The sequence below is a fragment of the Tsukamurella paurometabola genome, from assembly GCF_900631615.1.
Lineage (GTDB): Bacteria > Actinomycetota > Actinomycetes > Mycobacteriales > Mycobacteriaceae > Tsukamurella > Tsukamurella paurometabola_A.
In genome coordinates this window covers 4477203-4492561 of sequence record NZ_LR131273.1, presented here as the reverse complement: position 1 = coordinate 4492561, position 15359 = coordinate 4477203, and the positions used below count along the sequence as shown (strand labels likewise).

Genomic DNA, 15359 nt, shown 5'->3' with positions numbered 1-15359 from the left:
CGCGCTACGCGTGCGCGCGGAGCGCGGCGATGACCCACTCGGCCACCGGCACCATCGCCGGACGCTGCGGCCAGCCGTTCAGCACGCCCAGCAGCGTCCAGTAGCGCTCGACCCGTGCATCGGTGAAGGTGACCATCTGCTCCGCCATCGCGGCCCGGTCCGTGCCCGCGGGGAGCAGCGTCGCCAGGAGCGCGGCGGCCTCCGCCGACTCGGGCGGGGTCCCGGCGTCGACGGCCGCGCGGGCCGCGTCCAGATCCACCATCACCGGTGGTTCGGTCGCCGCCGCGCCGGTCACCGCCATCTCCCGTGCCCGAGCCCGGAAGTCCTCGTCAGCGACGAGCGCCGCGAGCTCGATCCACGCGTCCACCTGGGCGGGCGTCGGATCGTCCGGCAGTTCGGCGGGCATCGACCGCATCCCGTTCGCGATGTGCGCGCCCGGCGCGTCCGGGGCGATCCCGGCGAAGGCCTCGTCGACGAACTCGTCGATGATCCGCTGGCGCTCCGCCGCGGACAGGGTGGCCATCTCGTGCATGATTCTCAACTCCTCGGTCGTGCTGTTCCTGGCCGCGACCGACCGCAGCACCGCCCGGCGGATCCGCAGTGTGCGGATCTCGGAGTCGAGGGCCTTCGCGTGCGCGTCGGCCACCGCGGCGAGGCTGGTCGTCTCCGCCAGGACGGCTCGCACCGTCCGCACGTCGAGGCCCAGCGTCCGCAGGGTCCGCACCAGCTCGAGCCGGGCCACCGCCTCCGCGTCGTACAGCCGGTACCCGGCCGCACTGCGGACGGACGGGACGAGGCCCTCGTCGGACCAGAACCGGATCGTCTTCACGGAGGCGCCGGTCCGGGCCGCGACGTCGCCGATGGAGAACAGTGCGCTGTCGTCGGTCACGGGATCAGCCTGCGGTCTCCAGTGAGGGGAGAGTCAAGAGGTCGTGGTGCGGGCGATCCCGGCGAGGCTCCGCCCGGCGGTCTCCTGGGACGCCGGAGCCGGGCGCTTCCGCTTCGCCGGCCGGGGCCTGCCCACCCACCACTGCGCCTTCGGTGCCCGGCTCAGCAGCTCGACGATGCCGAGCGTGATCGCGATCGTCAGGGCGTAGGCCACGGCGGTGCCGAACGGCGATGGGAGCACCGTCGTCAGCCAGGGCTCGCCGTCGCCGGTACGGGGGAGCAGCAGTGTGGACAGAACCATGACGTGCACGAGGAACACGCCGAACGAGCGCTTCGCGCCGTACGAGGCGAAGCGGGTGAGCCGCGGCAGCCGGTGCCGGTTGCGCGCCAGCAACAGGCCGACGGTGTACACCGCGGCGACCAGCACGACGTAGAGCACGAAGTTCGCCGGCTGGAAGACCGCGGACGCGACGATCGGTGCCGTCTCGTCGTCGAGGCGGACCCGGTACAGCACCTGCGCGCCGAGCGCGGTCAGCGCGGCCGCCGCGAAGACCAGGGGCGCGTGCCGCACCAGCACGGCCTCGATCCGCTCGCGATGGAACGCCGCGATCACCCCCAGCAGGATGAAGAACTGGTACGGCACGAACGTCGCGTACAGGTGCCAGAAGTTCTCGCCCCACCAGCCGGTCGTCGGGTTCCAGTAGGTGGCCGCGACGTAGATGCCCACCTGCAGGACCGCGCTCACCGCGAGGATCGGCCCGTGGAATCGCCGGGTCCGCTCGGCGAAGGCGAAGATCAGCGGGAACAACAGGTAGATCTGCAGCGTCACGAAGATGAAGTAGAGCTGGTAGCCGTTGGTACCGCCCCACTTGAGGCTGTTCCAGAAGTCGCCGAGCTGGTGGGGGATCTGGCCGCCGTTGCCGCCGACCACCATGTCGTAGGCCCAGTAGGCGAACGCCCACAGCACGAACGGGGTGATCACGAGAGTGAGGCGCTTGCGCCAGAACTGCACCGGGCTCAGCCGCGCGCCGCGCTCGACGATGCCGTACGCGAGCACCAGGCCCGTCAGCGCGAAGAAGGCGTTGCGGGTGAAGTGCAGGTTCATCGCGATCGCGTTGGTGACGGTGCCGTTGACCTCGTCGTTGGTGTTGGTCAGCGTGTGGATGAAGACCACGAGCAGGAAGGTGATCGTGCGGACGAAGTCCAGCTGGTAGAGGTAGCCGCCGCGAGCCGGGGCGGCCGTGGCGCGGCCGGTGGCGACCGGGGACGCCGTGGGTCGTTCCAAGTGCGTGGCCATGAGCTGAGTCTGCGGTCCGTTCCTGCGGGGGTGCTGAACGCGGCCTGGCAGAGGTCTACACCGGGCTGACGGTGCAGCGCGCAGGCTACGACGGGGTTGAGTTTACCCGCCGGTAACCATTGCTTTCGCAACATCGGCGCTGAAGTGGCGCGTGTCACGCGATCGCGACCGTCTCCACCTCGAGCTTAGCGGTAGGCCCCGCCCGCGGCCCGAACCCGCGTGTCGCGGGGCCGCGTGCTCGCGGCGGTCGTGTCCGCGACAGTCGCCGCCGTGGTGGCCCGCGCCGGTCAGTAGTGGAAGCCCGCGCCGGTCAGTAGTGGAAGACGGTGCGCCGCTCGCGCGGACCGTCGGACCGGGACAGCCGGTCGAGCACGGCGGCGAGGTCGTCGCGCAGCTTGCCCGCCAGATCGCCCGAGAAGCCCTCCCGCACCACGATGCGCAACACCGTGACGTTCTCCGCGTCGGCGGGCATCGTGTACGCCGGTACCTGCCAGCCGTGGGCGCGCAGTTCATGGGAGACGTCGAACGCGGTGAAGGGCGCGCCGTCGTCGACCGTGAGTGTCACCACCGGCAGCGCCGAACCGTCCGTGACCACGTGCAGGTGCGGCAGGGCGGCGAGTCGCCCGGCCAGCCAGGTCGCGGTGCCGCGCAGGGCGCGCATGATCCTGGTGTAGCCGTCGCGGCCCAGGCGGATGAAGTTGTAGTACTGGCCGATGATCTGTGCGCCGGGCCGGGAGAAGTTGAGGGTGAAGGTCGGCATGTCGCCGCCGAGGTAGTTCACCCGGAAGACCAGATCGTCGTCGAGCGCCGCCCGGTCGCGGAAGACCACGAACCCGATGCCGGGGTAGGTGAGGCCGAACTTGTGGCCCGAGGCGTTGATCGACGCGACCCGCGGCAGCCGGAAGTCCCAGACCAGATCGGGGTCGAGGAAGGGCGCGACGAAGCCGCCGCTCGCCGCGTCGACGTGGACCGGCACGTCCGGCCCGCCCTGCGCGGCGAGGTCGTCGAGCGCCGCGCAGACGCCCGCCACGTCCTCGTACTCGCCGGTGAACGTGGTGCCGAGGATCGTGACCGCGCCGATCGTGTTCTCGTCGACGGCCGCCCGCACCTGCTCGGGCGTGATCACGTAGCGCCCGGGCTCGATCGGGAGATACACGGGGTCCACCTCGAAGTACCGGCAGAACTTCTCCCACACGACCTGGACGTTCGACCCCAGCACCAGTTTCGGCCGGGACGCGTCCAGGCCCCGCGCCTCGCGCGCCTTCCGCCAGCGCCACTTGAGTGCGAGGCCGGCCAGCATGACCGCCTCCGAGGAGCCGATCGTCGAGGTGCCGGTCGCGGAGGCCGGGTCGGCGGGGTCCAGGCCCGGGGCGTGGAAGAGATCGGCCACGATCGCCACGGTCCGTGCGTCGATCGCGGACGTCGCCGGGTACTCGTCGTGGTCGATGGCGTTCTTGTCGAAGGACTCGGACATCAGCGCCTGGCCCTGCGGCTCCATCCAGGTGGTCACGAACGTCGCCAGATTCATTCGCGATTGGCCGTCGAGCATCAACTCGTCGTGGATGAAGCGGTACGCCTCCGACGGAGTGGTCTCTCCGTCCGCCAACCGGGCGCGGGGGAGAGGATCGGTGCCCAGCCGGCCGGCGTAGGCGGGGATGAGGACGGCGTCGTCGTCGAGCGGATTCATGCCCATGGCCGAACGCTACCGCCGCGCGCGGGGTGCGGCAGGTCGAGCGGCCGGCCGCCGCCGCGAAGTCGCCGTCACGCGATTTCGTGCCGCCCGTGCGACGTGGCAGAATGGATCGCTGCTGACCGGCAGCGGCTGAGATACCGCCCGGCGGTCACGCAACCAGACGGCAAAACCGGGTGCGTTCATCCTGACGCATCGCTGAATTGCACACGTGACTACGAACGAAGGAACCAACGGCACATGGCTGTCAAGATCAAGCTCACGCGGCTCGGCAAGATCCGCAACCCGCAGTACCGGGTCGTCATCGCCGACTCGCGCACCCGCCGCAACGGCCGCGCGATCGAGTCGATCGGCAAGTACCACCCCAAGGAGGAGCCGTCGCTCATCCAGATCGACTCCGAGCGCGTGCAGTACTGGCTCGGCGTCGGCGCGCAGCCGACCGAGCCCGTTCTCGCTCTCCTGAAGATCACCGGTGACTGGCAGAAGTTCAAGGGCCTCCCCGGCGCCGAGGGCACCCTGAAGACCGCCGCCGAGAAGCCGTCCAAGCTGGACCTCTTCAACGCCGCCCTGGCCGAGGCCGACAAGGAGCCCGCCGCGGCCGCCACCACGCCCAAGAAGAAGGCGGAGAAGAAGGCCGACGAGGCTCCCGCCGAGGCTGCGGAGGCTCCCGCCGAGGCTCCGGCCGAGGGCGAGTAAATGAGCGCCGTCGTCGCCGACGCCGTCGAGCACCTCGTGCGCGGCATCGTGTCGAACCCGGACGACGTCCGCGTCGACCTCATCACCGGCCGGCGCGGCCGGGTGATCGAGGTCCACGTGAACCCGGACGACCTGGGCAAGGTCATCGGCCGCAGCGGCCGGACCGCCACCGCCCTGCGCACCCTCGTCACCGGCATCGGCGGCAAGGGCATCCGGATCGACGTCGTCGACACCGATCGGGTCCGCTGACCCGATGGAGCTCGTGATCGGCCGTGTCGTCAAGTCGCACGGCATCCGCGGCGAGATCGTCGTGGAGGTGCGCACCGATTCACCCGAGCTCCGCTTCGCGGACGGCGCCGTCCTCACCGGACGGCGCCCCCGCGAGAAGCGCACCGAGACGTACACCGTGGCAGCCTCCCGGGACCATTCCGGGAGGCTGCTGGTGCGTCTGGCGGGTGTGAACGACCGCACCGCCGCGGATGCGTTGCGCGGCATGCTCTTCGTCATCGACTCGGCGGACGTCGAACCGAGCGACGACCCCGACGAGTTCTACGACCACGAACTCGAGGGCCTCGCGGTCCGCACCATCGACGGGCAGGAGGTGGGCACGATCGCCGAGGTCCTGCACCTGCCCGGCGGGGAACTGCTGTCGGTGAAGGCGCCCGACGGTCGCGAGATCCTGGTCCCCTTCGTCGCCGCGATCGTCCCCACCGTCGATGTGGCCGGGGGCTTCGTCGTCCTCGATCCGCCCGAGGGCCTGCTGGACCCGGAGTAGGCGAGCCATGCGGATCGACGTCGTCACCATCTTCCCCGAGTACCTCGCGCCGCTGCACCAGGCGCTGCTCGGCAAGGCCGTCGACAAGGGGCTCCTCGAGTTCGGGGTGCACGACCTGCGCGACTGGACCCACGACGTGCACAAGGCCGTCGACGACTCGCCCTACGGCGGCGGGCCGGGCATGGTCATGAAGCCCACCGTCTGGGGGCCGGCGCTGGACGACGTCTGCCCCGACGACGCCCTTCTGGTCGTGCCGACCCCGGCCGGCGTGCCGTTCACGCAGTCCATGGCGCACGAGTGGGCGCGCGAGGAGCACATCGTGTTCGCCTGCGGCCGCTACGAGGGCATCGATCAGCGTGTCTTCGACGACGCCGCCCGCCGCGTCCGGGTGGCCGAGGTGTCGATCGGCGACTACGTCCTGATCGGCGGCGAGGCCGCCGTCCTCGTGATGGTCGAGGCCTTCGCGCGCCTCATCCCCGGTGTCCTGGGGAACAGGCTCAGCCACCACGACGACTCCTTCTCCGACGGCGCCGAGGGCCTTCTCGAGGGCCCGTCGTACACGCGTCCCGAGACCTGGCGGGACCTGACCGTGCCGCCGGTCCTGCTCTCGGGGGACCACGCCCGGGTCGCGCAGTGGCGCCGCGAGCAATCCCTCGCGCGGACCGCGGAACGCCGCCCCGACCTGCTGCGCACCGAGCGCGCCGAGTAGCTGCGCGGTTCCGCGCCACGCCGCCTGTCCCGGCGCCGATCACCACCGCGACCGGATCGTCGATCGGTATGGTCAACCCGGGGAACGGTGCCGATGTGATCGCACCGTCCACGACGAGGCGATCGGCGCCCGAGAGGAGGACGAGTGGCTCGGACACCGGAACCGCACCCGGCGCCCGCCGCGGCAGTGCGGACGCGCGTGGCCGTCTCCGCGGGGGCGGCGGTGTTCGTGGCCGCCGCCTGCACGGCGTGGGTGGCTCTCCGGTTCACGGACTCGACCACGGCCCGGCCCGCGGTCGTCGTCCTCGCGACCGCGCTCCTCGCCTGCCTGCTCGCCGCGGCGACCGCGTGGATCGCCGCCGACCGCGTGCTCCGGCGGGTCGGCGCGCTCGAGCAGCGGTACCGCTCGCTCATCGACGGCGATCCGCGGCTCCGCGTCACCGACCCCGGCGGCGACGACGAGATCTCGCGGCTCGCGCGCACACTCAACGACGCGCTCGACGGACGCCAGCGCGCCGCCGAGCGCCGCCTCGACTTCGTCGGCGATGCCGCGGACGCCCTGCGCGGGCCGCTCGCCGGGGTCCGTGCCGACCTGGTGGCAGCGGCACGTCCCGGCGGGCCCGATCCGGCGCACGCCGTCCAGCGCGCGCTCGTCGCCGTGGACCGGTTGCAGGCGACCGCCGCCGACGTGCTGCTCCTGGCCCGCCTCCGCGCGGGCGAACGCCCGCGCCGCGAGATCCTCCCGTGGTTCGAGGTGATGGCCGACGTCCGGGTCCCGGGCTCGGTCGGCTTCACCGTCGAGGGCGACCTCGCGACCCTGGTCCTGGGGGCCCGCACCCACCTCACCGTCCTGATGCAGTACCTCGTCGACGAGGCCGCACGGCACGCGGAAACGGCGGTCGCGCTACGGATCGCCACGTTCGACGACGCCGTCGTGCTCCGTGTGGACGACGACGGGCCGCCCATCCCGAGCGCCGAGCGGGAACGGGCCTTCACCCCCTTCGCCGACCCCGATCGCCCGCCGGGCGACGGCACGGGGCTCGCCCTCGTCATCGTCGACGAGATCGTGCGCGCACACGGAGGGTCCGTCCGGATCGAGGACTCGCCGCGGGGCGGATCGCGGCTGCGGGTGGAGCTGCCCGCCGTGCTCGCGGGTGCGCTGCCGGAGTGGGAGGCCGCGCCGCCGGCGCGGTGATTGCCGCGGAACCCGCTCCGCGGACGCGGCGCACCCGGCATGATGGAGGCGAGCGGGCGTGGGGGCGCCCGCGGATTCGGGGGAGTCATGGCCGAGATCAGTGGTGCCGCGGCGCTGCTCGCGGAGGTCGAACGTCGCGAGGCCGAGCTCGCTCGGCTCGACGAGGAGTTCCGCACCGCCCGCGTGACCGCCAGGTCGCAGGACCGCACCGTCGCGGTGACCGTCGATGTGCGCGGGCACGTCGTGGACGTGGACCTCGCACCGGGAGCGCCGCGCGCACACCCGCCGGAACGACTGGGCCCCTTGATCGCCGAGCTCGCTGCGCGGGCCGCCGCGTCCCTGCGCGAGCACTACGAGCGGCGCGCCGAGCTGAGCCGGGTGCCGCGATGATCTTCGAACTCGACCCCGATGCCTGGGAGCAGCAGGCACGCACCGTCGAGGCCCTCGCGGACGCCCTGCCCGCCCCGCAACCCCTGCCGCTGCCGCACGACCGCTATGCGCGGGCCCTCGGCGCGGTGCCCGAGCACTCCGACGACGCCGCGCGGGAATGGCACGCCGCGGCCGTCGCGGAGCTCCGCGCGCTCGCCGCCCGCATCCGGGAGAACGCCCGGTGCGCCGCGGGAACGGACCGCGCCGCGGCGGAGCGCATCGAGGCCGTCCGGTGACCGCGCCGGCGTTCTGGCCCGAGGAGCCCGGGCCCTACACCCCGGCGGCCGAGGCGTACCTCGCGGCGCACGACGCGGCCCGCCGGATCGCGGCCGCTCTGGGGGTCGCCCCGCCGGCGGGCGCGCTCACCACCGCGGCCGCGGTGGACGCCGCGCGCGCGGACTTCCACGCCGGGTACGCGCAGCTCGTCGACGACACCCGGGCCCGCATGACCGACGTGGCCGCGCGCACCGCCCTCGCCCGGCTCGAAGCACGGGGCCGCAACGCACCCGGCGACCCGGGGGCCGAGGAGGCCGCCGACCTCGCGGACGAGCGCGGTCGCGCCGAGACCGAGGACGCCGCGGAGGAGGCCGGCCGGCGGTCCGCCGACCTCGCGGCCGGGCACGGCGCAGCGATCGGCTCCTTCGCGCCGGTCGCGGCGATGGGCATGCTCGGCCGCTCCTTCGGGACCGGCGGCGCCCACCACGCGGCGCACTACGCGGTGCCGCACTCCGCGCCGGCCGACCTCGATCTGCGCCTGCGAGAGGTGTGCGCGGCGGTCAGCGGACCCGCGCGGGACTGGGTGCGGATGGCGGTCGCCGAGGTGAGCGACGAGGCCGGGAGACCATGGCGCCTGATCGGCACCACCGAGCTCGACGGCTACCTGCGGCCCGGGCTGATCCTGCGCGACGGCGAACTCGCGGCCGGCAACGAGGCCTGGCCCGAGCTGTCCATCGCGACCTTCTGCGCGGCACACGGATTCGCGCCCGGCCCGGTGGTCGGGGCCCTCGAGCCACCTCCCGACGTGTGCGAGTACCTGCGCCACGAGGGATTCACGCCGACGTGGTCGCCCGACGCGTGGACCGCGGGATGGGAGGACGCCGATGCATCGCTCGGCTAGCCTCCCCGACCTCGCCGACGCCGTGGCCGCGGTACCCGCCGATCAACGCCACGCCGCGGGCGTCGCGCTGGTCGCCGGTGCGCTGGACCGCGCCGCCGACCCCGCGCTGGACGCCGCCGGCGCGGTACTGCTCGACGAGCGGCGCGCGCCCGGCTCGCGGCGCGGCGAGGCGGAGCGTCTGGCCGCGGCGGTCGACGGCCTGGACCGGCAGGCGTACGCCCGCCGCCGCGACGGCGACCACACCGGGTACGTCCTCGGCTTCCAATCCGCGCGGGCGATGGCGGCGCTGCACTTCCTCGTCCGGGACGGCGGCGGCGGATTGGCCGACGTCGCGTACGAGGCCGTCATGGTCTGCGGCGCCACGGAGCCGGTGATCGCCGAACTCGTCGGCGCCCGCCGGTAGGGTGGCCGGGTGAATTCGAGCGCGCCTGTGAAATCCGTGTCCGCCCGCATCGCCGAGGAGCTCTCGGTGGGGGAGAACCAGGTGGCTGCAGCGATCCAGCTCCTCGACGAGGGATCGACGGTGCCGTTCATCGCCCGGTACCGCAAGGAGGTCACCGGCAGCCTCGACGACGCGCAGCTCCGGCAGCTGGAGGAGCGCCTCGGCTACCTCCGGGAACTCGACGATCGCCGGGCCGCGGTGATCGCCTCGATCGAGGAGCAGGGGAAGCTGACGCCGGAGCTGCGCGCCGCGCTGCTCGCCGCCGACACCAAGGCGCGCGTCGAGGACATCTACCTGCCGTACAAGGTGAAGCGGCGCACCAAGGCGCAGATCGCGCGCGAGAACGGCCTGCAGCCGCTGGCCGATCGCCTGCTCGAGGACCCGACACTGGTACCCGAGGAGCTGGCCGCCGAGTACCTCGGGGAGAACGTCGCCGACGCGGCCGCGGCGCTCGAGGGCGCGCGGCACATCCTCGTCGAGCGGGCATCCGAGGACGCCGAACTGGTGGGAACCGTCCGCGAGAAGTTCTGGGCGGACTCCACCCTGCGCACCGGACTGCGTGAGGGCGCCGACCCGCAGAAGGCGCAGAAGTTCCGCGACTACTTCGAGTTCTCCGAGCCGCTCGACCAGATGCCGTCGCACCGCGTCCTGGCGGTGCTGCGCGGCGAGAAGGAGGAGGTTCTGTCGCTGCAGTTCGACGGTGGCGAGGACGCCGACTACGAAGCGATGGTCGCATCCACACTGGGCATCTCGAACCAGGGGCGCCCGGCGGACAAGTGGCTCGGCACCGTCGCCCGGTGGGCGTGGCGCACCAAGCTGATGGTGTCGGCCACCGTCGACGCCCGGACCCGGCTGCGGCAGCGCGCCGAGGACGACGCCGTGCAGGTCTTCGCGACCAACCTCAAGGACCTGCTCCTCGCTGCGCCGGCCGGCACCCGCCCGACCCTGGGCCTCGACCCGGGCTTCCGCAACGGCGTCAAGACCGCCGTCGTGGACGGCACCGGCAAGGTGCTCGACACGCTGATCATCTACCCGCACCAGCCGCAGAACCAGTGGGACAAGAGCAAGGCGCTGCTCGCGGCGCTGATCGCCCGGCACGACGTCGAACTCGTCGCCATCGGCAACGGCACCGCCTCGCGCGAGACCGACGCCCTGACCACCGAGCTGATCGCCGAGATCCGCAAGGCCGGCGGCAAGGTCCCCGCGAAGGCCGTCGTCAGCGAGGCCGGCGCCTCGATCTACTCCGCCTCGGAGTACGCCTCACAGGAACTGCCGGACATGGACGTCTCCCTCCGCGGCGCCGTCTCCATCGCCCGCCGCCTGCAGGACCCGCTGGCCGAGCTGGTGAAGATCGACCCGAAGTCGATCGGCGTGGGCCAGTACCAGCACGACGTCTCGCAGGCCAGCCTCGCGAAGTCGCTCGACGCCGTCGTCGAGGACGCCGTGAACGCCGTGGGCGTCGACCTCAACACCGCCTCGGCGCCGCTGCTCGCCCGGGTCTCCGGCGTCAGCGAGGGACTCGCGGCCGCGATCGTCGCGCACCGGGACGGCGCCGGTGCCTTCCGCAACCGCAAGGCTCTGCTGGACGTGCCGCGCCTCGGCCCCAAGGCGTTCGAGCAGTGCGCGGGCTTCCTCCGCATCCGCGGCGGCGACGATCCGCTCGACGCCTCGGGCGTGCATCCCGAGGCCTACCCCGTGGTGCGGAAGATCCTCGACCGTTCCGGACTGACCCTCACCGAGCTCATCGGCAACGGCCCCGCGCTCGCCAAGCTGCGTCCCGCCGACATCGCCGCCGAACTCGCCGACGAGCGGTTCGGCGTCCCGACGGTGACCGACATCCTCGCCGAGCTCGAGAAGCCCGGCCGCGACCCGCGCCCCGCCTTCGCGACGGCGACCTTCGCCGCGGGCGTGGAGAAGGTCGCCGACCTGCAGCCCGGCATGGTGCTGGAGGGCGTCGTCACCAACGTCGCCGCGTTCGGAGCCTTCGTCGACGTCGGCGTGCACCAGGACGGTCTGGTGCACGTCTCGGCCATGTCGGACCGGTACGTCTCCGATCCGCACGAGGTGGTCAAGTCCGGCCAGGTCGTCAAGGTCAAGGTGGTCGACGTGGACGTCGAGCGTCAGCGCATCGGCCTGTCGCTGCGATTGAACGACGACGCGGCCCCGAAGGAGCGCGGCGCGCGCGGCGGGGGAGCGCAGCGCGGCGGCGGCCAGCGCGGCGGCCCGCGGGGCGATGCGCGCGGCGGGCAGCCCGGCGGACAGCGCGGTCAGGGGCAGAACCGCGGCCAGGGGTCGCGCGGCGGCCAGAACCGGTCGTCGCGCGGCGGACAGGCGGCACCGTCGGGCTCGATGGCCGACGCGCTGCGCAAGGCCGGCTTCGGGAAGTAGTCCCGCGCACGCGGCGCGTGCGCGGCGAGCGATCCGCGCACACCACGCGACTGTGCGGACGCGCGGCGTGCGCACCGGCGCGCCGCGGCGCGGGAAGTCCTCCGCGGACGCGCGGCATGCGCGGGTGCCTGCATCGGCGGCGGCGTTCCGACCTGGGCCGACGGTGCGCGAGGCTAGGTTGGAGCCATGTCCACCTGGTTCGCGAACGACATCGTCGGAGGGGGACGGCTGCCGCTGTTCTCGTTCTGCGTCGGGCTGATCGTGGGCTTCATGGGGATCCGGATCAGCGTGCGGCTGATCCGCGCCAACGTGCGGTGGTGGTTCGGCAACGTCAAGCCCGGCGGCCTGCACCTGCACCACATGGTGTTCGGAGTGGTGCTGTGCCTGGGCTCGGCGATCGGCCTCATCGCGAACTTCGACAAGGCCACGCAGACGACGGCCGCGGTGCTCGCCGGTGTCTTCGGGCTGGGCGCGGCGCTGATCCTGGACGAGTTCGCGCTCATCCTCTACCTGCGGGACGTGTACTGGCAGGAGGAGGGCCGCGCGTCGGTCGACGCGGTGTTCGTGGCGATCGCCATGAGCGGCCTGCTGCTCCTCGGCCTGCGCCCCCTCGACCTGGTGGATTTCGCGGGTTTCCGGGACTCGCCCGAGCGGGCGGCGCAGATCGGGTTCGGCGTGATCAGCCTCGGTACCGCAGCGATCGTGCTGCTCAAGGGCAAGATCTGGACCGGGTTGATCGGGCTGTTCTTCTTCCCCCTGCTGCTGATCGGCGCGATCCGGTTGTCCCGCCCCGGCGCGCCGTGGGCCCGCTGGCGGTACGAGCGGGACTCGCGTCGGATGCTGCGCGCCCTGCGCCGCGAACGGCGGCTGCGGCGTCCGTTGATCCGGGCCAAGATCGCGGTGCAGGACCTCATGGCCGGCCGCCCGGACCTGCTACCGAACCTGCGGGAGGACACGGAGAAGGAGCTGGACCGCACCGTCGTGCCCGCGCCCGCGCCGCCACGGCGGCCCCGGTCGATGGCCCGGCGCCTGACGATTTCGAAAAACCGGCGGCGATCTGGCACAATCAACAGGTTGCCCGGGCTGCGTGCCTCCCGGGTGTATCCGGCTGCGGAGCGGCCGGCAGGACAGGAGTACGAACCGGTCGAACCCCCGCGGCAGTAGCCGCGACGGGCCGCCAGGGTCCTCTGCTCGCGAAGACATGTAAGAAACGGATGATCCAGCGATGAACACGCTCGACTTCATTGACCAGCAGTCCCTGCGCAGCGATGTGCCCGACTTCCGCCCCGGCGACACCCTTGACGTGCACGTCAAGGTCATCGAGGGCAGCAAGGAGCGCGTCCAGGTGTTCAAGGGCGTCGTGATCCGCCGCCAGGGCGGCGGCGTGCGCGAGACCTTCACCGTGCGCAAGGTGTCCTTCGGCGTCGGTGTGGAGCGCACCTTCCCCGTGCACTCCCCGAACATCGCCAAGATCGACGTCCTCACCCGCGGTGACGTGCGTCGCGCGAAGCTGTACTACCTGCGCGACCTGCGCGGTAAGGCCGCCAAGATCAAGGAGAAGCGCTGACACCAGCGCCGGTCCCCGTCCGCATGGACGAGACCGCTCCGCCTGCTCGGTAGGGTGTAACCCGTGCCCGAGCAGACGAACTCCCCGGAGACCCCCGAGCCCCGCGACCCCGCGTCGCCGGCCGGGGGTCCCGGCATTTCCGGGGCCGATGCCCCCACCGAGCCCGCCCGGAAGGGCGGCCGCCATGCCGCACCCGACCCGGCTCCGTCGGGCGAGGGAAGCGGCGCCTACGCCTCCGCGGACGGTCGCTCGGGGAAGCGCGCGAAGGCGAAGAAGGACAAGAAGACCAATTGGCCGCTCGAGATCGGCGCGATCGTCCTGGTGGCGCTGGTGCTCAGCTTCTGTCTGCAGACCTTCGTCGGCCGTCAGTGGTACGTGCCGTCCGAGTCGATGGAACCGACGCTGATCGGGTGTGAGGGCTGCACGGGGGACCGGATCGTCACCCAGAAGATCAGCTACTTCACCGGCGATCCGAAGCCCGGCGACGTCGTCGTCTTCCGCGCGCCGACGGAGTCCTGGGGTCTCGCCCCCGTGACGCCCGTGCGTTCGAGCAACACCGTGATCCGCGGACTCCAGGAGGCGTTGTCCTACGTCGGCCTGCAGCCGCCGAACGAGAACGACCTCGTCAAGCGCGTGATCGCGATCGGCGGGCAGACGATCCAGTGCCGTCCCGAGACGGGCGTGACCGTGAACGGCAAGAAGCTGGTCGAGCCGTACCTCGCCCCCGCCGCGAAGCAACTGGCCGAGCAGGACGGGTGCTGGGGCAAGCCGTTCGGGCCGATCACCGTGCCCGACGGCAATGTCTTCGCGATGGGCGACAACCGCACCATGTCGCGCGACTCGCGCTTCCACATCGGTGACGAATTGCAGGGCACGATCCCCAAGGCGGACATCCGCGGCAAGGTCGTCGCGGTCATCTACCCGTTCAGCCGCTGGCAGACGGTGGATTCGATCAACCCGCAGCAGGGCTAGGGGCGCATGCGCGACCGATGGCCCCCGCGGCCGGTGGTGCGGTCGTCGTCCGGGCTGAGCACGCTGGAGGCGGTGCTCGGCCGGGCGGGGCTCGGGCCGGTCGCGGGCATCGACGAGGCCGGGCGCGGCGCCTGCGCGGGCCCTATGACCGTGGCCGCCTGCATCCTGCCCGCGCGCATTCCCGCGTCGCTGGCCCGTCTGGACGACTCGAAGAAGCTCACCGAGAACGCCCGCGAGCAGCTGTACCCGAAGATCCTCGAACTCGCCGTGAGCTGGTCCGTCGTGTCGATCCCGGCGCCGGAGATCGACCGGATCGGCGTACACGTCGCGAACATCATGGGAATGCGGCGGGCCGTCGCGGGGCTGCAGGTCCGGCCGGGGTACGTGCTCATCGACGGTTTCACCGTGCCCGGCCTGGGGATCCCCTCCCTGCCGGTGATCGGGGGTGACGCCTCCGCGTCGTGCATCGCCGCGGCCAGCGTGCTGGCGAAGGTGACGCGCGACCGGGTGATGACGGAGCTGGACGACGACTTCCCCGGGTACGGCTTCGCGGTGCACAAGGGCTACTCGACGGCGGTGCACATGGCGGCCCTGGGGGAGCTGGGGCCGAGCAGCCAGCACCGGATGCGGTATCAGAACGTGCGCGCCGCGCTGGCCGCGTCGTCGGAGAAGACCGCGGCGGCGCGGTAATCTGGAGCGGTTACGACAGTGGACACCAGGTGAGGAGGACGACGTGAGCGCTGAGGATCTCGAGAAGTACGAGACCGCGATGGAGCTCTCCATGTACCGCGAGTACAAGGACGTGCTGAGCCAGTTCACGTACGTGGTGGAGACGGAGCGCCGGTTCTACCTCGCCAACGGGGTCGATCTGATCCCGCGCAACGCGGACGGCGAGGTCTACTTCGAGGTGCGGATGACCGACGCCTGGGTGTGGGACATGTACCGGCCGGCGCGCTTCCTCAAGCAGGCGCGCGTGGTCACGTTCAAGGACGTCAACATCGAGGAGCTCGACAAGCCGGAGCTGCGGCTCCCGGAGTGAGCTGACCGATCCCGCTGCAGGCACCGTTCCCCGTTGGGGACGGTGCCTGTTCCGGTTCCGCCTGTTCCGGTTCCGCCTGTTCCGGCTCGCACAGCGGGGGCGCCGGACGCGTCGAGGTGGCGGCGATCGCGGAGCGGTTCGGCCGACAGTGATCGT

18 protein-coding genes are annotated in these 15359 nt (G+C 72.2%); 15 read left to right on the top strand and 3 right to left on the bottom strand.

Annotation, left to right across the window (positions count from 1 at the left end; genetic code table 11):
- Nucleotides 1-4: 4 nt before the first annotated feature.
- The 3 genes from ELY19_RS22350 to gad all read right to left on the bottom strand — a co-directional run bounded on the left by ELY19_RS22350 (nucleotide 5) and on the right by gad (nucleotide 3878).
- Nucleotides 5-889 carry a MerR family transcriptional regulator gene (locus ELY19_RS22350; RefSeq protein ID WP_126198451.1) on the bottom strand — a complete coding sequence of 295 codons (885 nt, stop codon included), beginning with the start codon at nucleotides 887-889 and terminating at the stop codon, nucleotides 5-7.
- Nucleotides 890-922: 33 nt separating this feature from the next.
- Nucleotides 923-2185 (bottom strand): acyltransferase, encoded by a 1263-nt coding sequence (locus ELY19_RS22345; protein ID WP_126198450.1) that lies wholly within the window; start codon nucleotides 2183-2185, stop codon nucleotides 923-925.
- Between the two features lie 310 nt (nucleotides 2186-2495).
- Nucleotides 2496-3878, bottom strand: a complete 1383-nt coding sequence (gene gad, locus ELY19_RS22340; protein ID WP_126198449.1) for a glutamate decarboxylase — start codon at nucleotides 3876-3878, stop codon at nucleotides 2496-2498.
- A 237-nt stretch (nucleotides 3879-4115) separates the two neighbouring features.
- Between gad and rpsP the strand changes: the two genes are divergently transcribed.
- From rpsP to ELY19_RS22265, 15 genes are all read left to right on the top strand, one after another.
- Nucleotides 4116-4571 (top strand): 30S ribosomal protein S16, encoded by a 456-nt coding sequence (rpsP, locus tag ELY19_RS22335; RefSeq protein ID WP_126198448.1) that lies wholly within the window; start codon nucleotides 4116-4118, stop codon nucleotides 4569-4571.
- Nucleotides 4572-4820: an RNA-binding protein gene (locus ELY19_RS22330; RefSeq protein ID WP_013126270.1), complete on the top strand. Its 249-nt coding sequence runs from the start codon at nucleotides 4572-4574 to the stop codon at nucleotides 4818-4820.
- Between the two features lie 4 nt (nucleotides 4821-4824).
- Nucleotides 4825-5346, top strand: coding sequence for a ribosome maturation factor RimM (gene rimM / locus ELY19_RS22325; RefSeq protein WP_126198447.1), 522 nt, complete (start codon nucleotides 4825-4827; stop codon nucleotides 5344-5346).
- Nucleotides 5347-5353: 7 nt separating this feature from the next.
- On the top strand, nucleotides 5354-6055 hold the full coding sequence (gene trmD / locus ELY19_RS22320) for a tRNA (guanosine(37)-N1)-methyltransferase TrmD (RefSeq protein WP_126198446.1): 702 nt from the start codon (nucleotides 5354-5356) through the stop codon (nucleotides 6053-6055).
- Nucleotides 6056-6199: 144 nt separating this feature from the next.
- Nucleotides 6200-7249 carry a sensor histidine kinase gene (locus tag ELY19_RS24030; RefSeq protein WP_126198445.1) on the top strand — a complete coding sequence of 350 codons (1050 nt, stop codon included), beginning with the start codon at nucleotides 6200-6202 and terminating at the stop codon, nucleotides 7247-7249.
- Between the two features lie 87 nt (nucleotides 7250-7336).
- Nucleotides 7337-7639 (top strand): YbaB/EbfC family nucleoid-associated protein, encoded by a 303-nt coding sequence (locus tag ELY19_RS22310; RefSeq protein ID WP_164711681.1) that lies wholly within the window; start codon nucleotides 7337-7339, stop codon nucleotides 7637-7639.
- Nucleotides 7636-7914, top strand: a complete 279-nt coding sequence (locus tag ELY19_RS22305) for a hypothetical protein (protein WP_126198443.1) — start codon at nucleotides 7636-7638, stop codon at nucleotides 7912-7914. The genes ELY19_RS22310 and ELY19_RS22305 overlap by 4 nt, the downstream gene beginning before the upstream one ends.
- Nucleotides 7911-8795 (top strand): hypothetical protein, encoded by an 885-nt coding sequence (locus ELY19_RS22300; RefSeq protein WP_126198442.1) that lies wholly within the window; start codon nucleotides 7911-7913, stop codon nucleotides 8793-8795. The genes ELY19_RS22305 and ELY19_RS22300 overlap by 4 nt, the downstream gene beginning before the upstream one ends.
- Nucleotides 8779-9198: a hypothetical protein gene (locus ELY19_RS22295; protein WP_126198441.1), complete on the top strand. Its 420-nt coding sequence runs from the start codon at nucleotides 8779-8781 to the stop codon at nucleotides 9196-9198. The genes ELY19_RS22300 and ELY19_RS22295 overlap by 17 nt, the downstream gene beginning before the upstream one ends.
- Before the next feature lie 9 nt (nucleotides 9199-9207).
- Nucleotides 9208-11625, top strand: a complete 2418-nt coding sequence (locus ELY19_RS22290; RefSeq protein ID WP_126198440.1) for a Tex family protein — start codon at nucleotides 9208-9210, stop codon at nucleotides 11623-11625.
- Between the two features lie 186 nt (nucleotides 11626-11811).
- Complete coding sequence (locus tag ELY19_RS22285; RefSeq protein WP_126198439.1) at nucleotides 11812-12789, top strand: hypothetical protein; 978 nt, start codon at nucleotides 11812-11814, stop codon at nucleotides 12787-12789.
- 61 nt (nucleotides 12790-12850) lie between these two features.
- Nucleotides 12851-13192 carry a 50S ribosomal protein L19 gene (rplS, locus tag ELY19_RS22280; RefSeq protein ID WP_019203499.1) on the top strand — a complete coding sequence of 114 codons (342 nt, stop codon included), beginning with the start codon at nucleotides 12851-12853 and terminating at the stop codon, nucleotides 13190-13192.
- 63 nt (nucleotides 13193-13255) lie between these two features.
- Complete coding sequence (gene lepB, locus ELY19_RS22275) at nucleotides 13256-14164, top strand: signal peptidase I (protein ID WP_126198438.1); 909 nt, start codon at nucleotides 13256-13258, stop codon at nucleotides 14162-14164.
- A 6-nt stretch (nucleotides 14165-14170) separates the two neighbouring features.
- Nucleotides 14171-14854, top strand: a complete 684-nt coding sequence (locus tag ELY19_RS22270) for a ribonuclease HII (RefSeq protein ID WP_126198437.1) — start codon at nucleotides 14171-14173, stop codon at nucleotides 14852-14854.
- A 43-nt stretch (nucleotides 14855-14897) separates the two neighbouring features.
- A complete protein-coding gene (locus tag ELY19_RS22265) occupies nucleotides 14898-15203 on the top strand; it encodes a DUF2469 domain-containing protein (RefSeq protein WP_040768524.1) in 306 nt (101 codons plus the stop codon).
- The last annotated feature ends 156 nt before the right edge of the window (nucleotides 15204-15359 follow it).

What these genes read in the sequence shown, in the direction of transcription:
- ELY19_RS22310 (WP_164711681.1), top strand. Translation starts at nt 7,337, where the DNA reads ATGGCCGAGATCAGTGGTGCCGCGGCGCTGCTCGCGGAGGTCGAACGT.
- rpsP (WP_126198448.1), top strand. Translation starts at nt 4,116, where the DNA reads ATGGCTGTCAAGATCAAGCTCACGCGGCTCGGCAAGATCCGCAACCCG.
- ELY19_RS22285 (WP_126198439.1), top strand. Translation starts at nt 11,812, where the DNA reads ATGTCCACCTGGTTCGCGAACGACATCGTCGGAGGGGGACGGCTGCCG.
- ELY19_RS22270 (WP_126198437.1), top strand. Translation starts at nt 14,171, where the DNA reads ATGCGCGACCGATGGCCCCCGCGGCCGGTGGTGCGGTCGTCGTCCGGG.
- rplS (WP_019203499.1), top strand. Translation starts at nt 12,851, where the DNA reads ATGAACACGCTCGACTTCATTGACCAGCAGTCCCTGCGCAGCGATGTG.
- ELY19_RS22305 (WP_126198443.1), top strand. Translation starts at nt 7,636, where the DNA reads ATGATCTTCGAACTCGACCCCGATGCCTGGGAGCAGCAGGCACGCACC.
- rimM (WP_126198447.1), top strand. Translation starts at nt 4,825, where the DNA reads ATGGAGCTCGTGATCGGCCGTGTCGTCAAGTCGCACGGCATCCGCGGC.
- ELY19_RS22345 (WP_126198450.1), bottom strand. Translation starts at nt 2,185, where the DNA reads ATGGCCACGCACTTGGAACGACCCACGGCGTCCCCGGTCGCCACCGGC.
- trmD (WP_126198446.1), top strand. Translation starts at nt 5,354, where the DNA reads ATGCGGATCGACGTCGTCACCATCTTCCCCGAGTACCTCGCGCCGCTG.
- ELY19_RS22330 (WP_013126270.1), top strand. Translation starts at nt 4,572, where the DNA reads ATGAGCGCCGTCGTCGCCGACGCCGTCGAGCACCTCGTGCGCGGCATC.
- gad (WP_126198449.1), bottom strand. Translation starts at nt 3,878, where the DNA reads ATGGGCATGAATCCGCTCGACGACGACGCCGTCCTCATCCCCGCCTAC.
- ELY19_RS22295 (WP_126198441.1), top strand. Translation starts at nt 8,779, where the DNA reads ATGCATCGCTCGGCTAGCCTCCCCGACCTCGCCGACGCCGTGGCCGCG.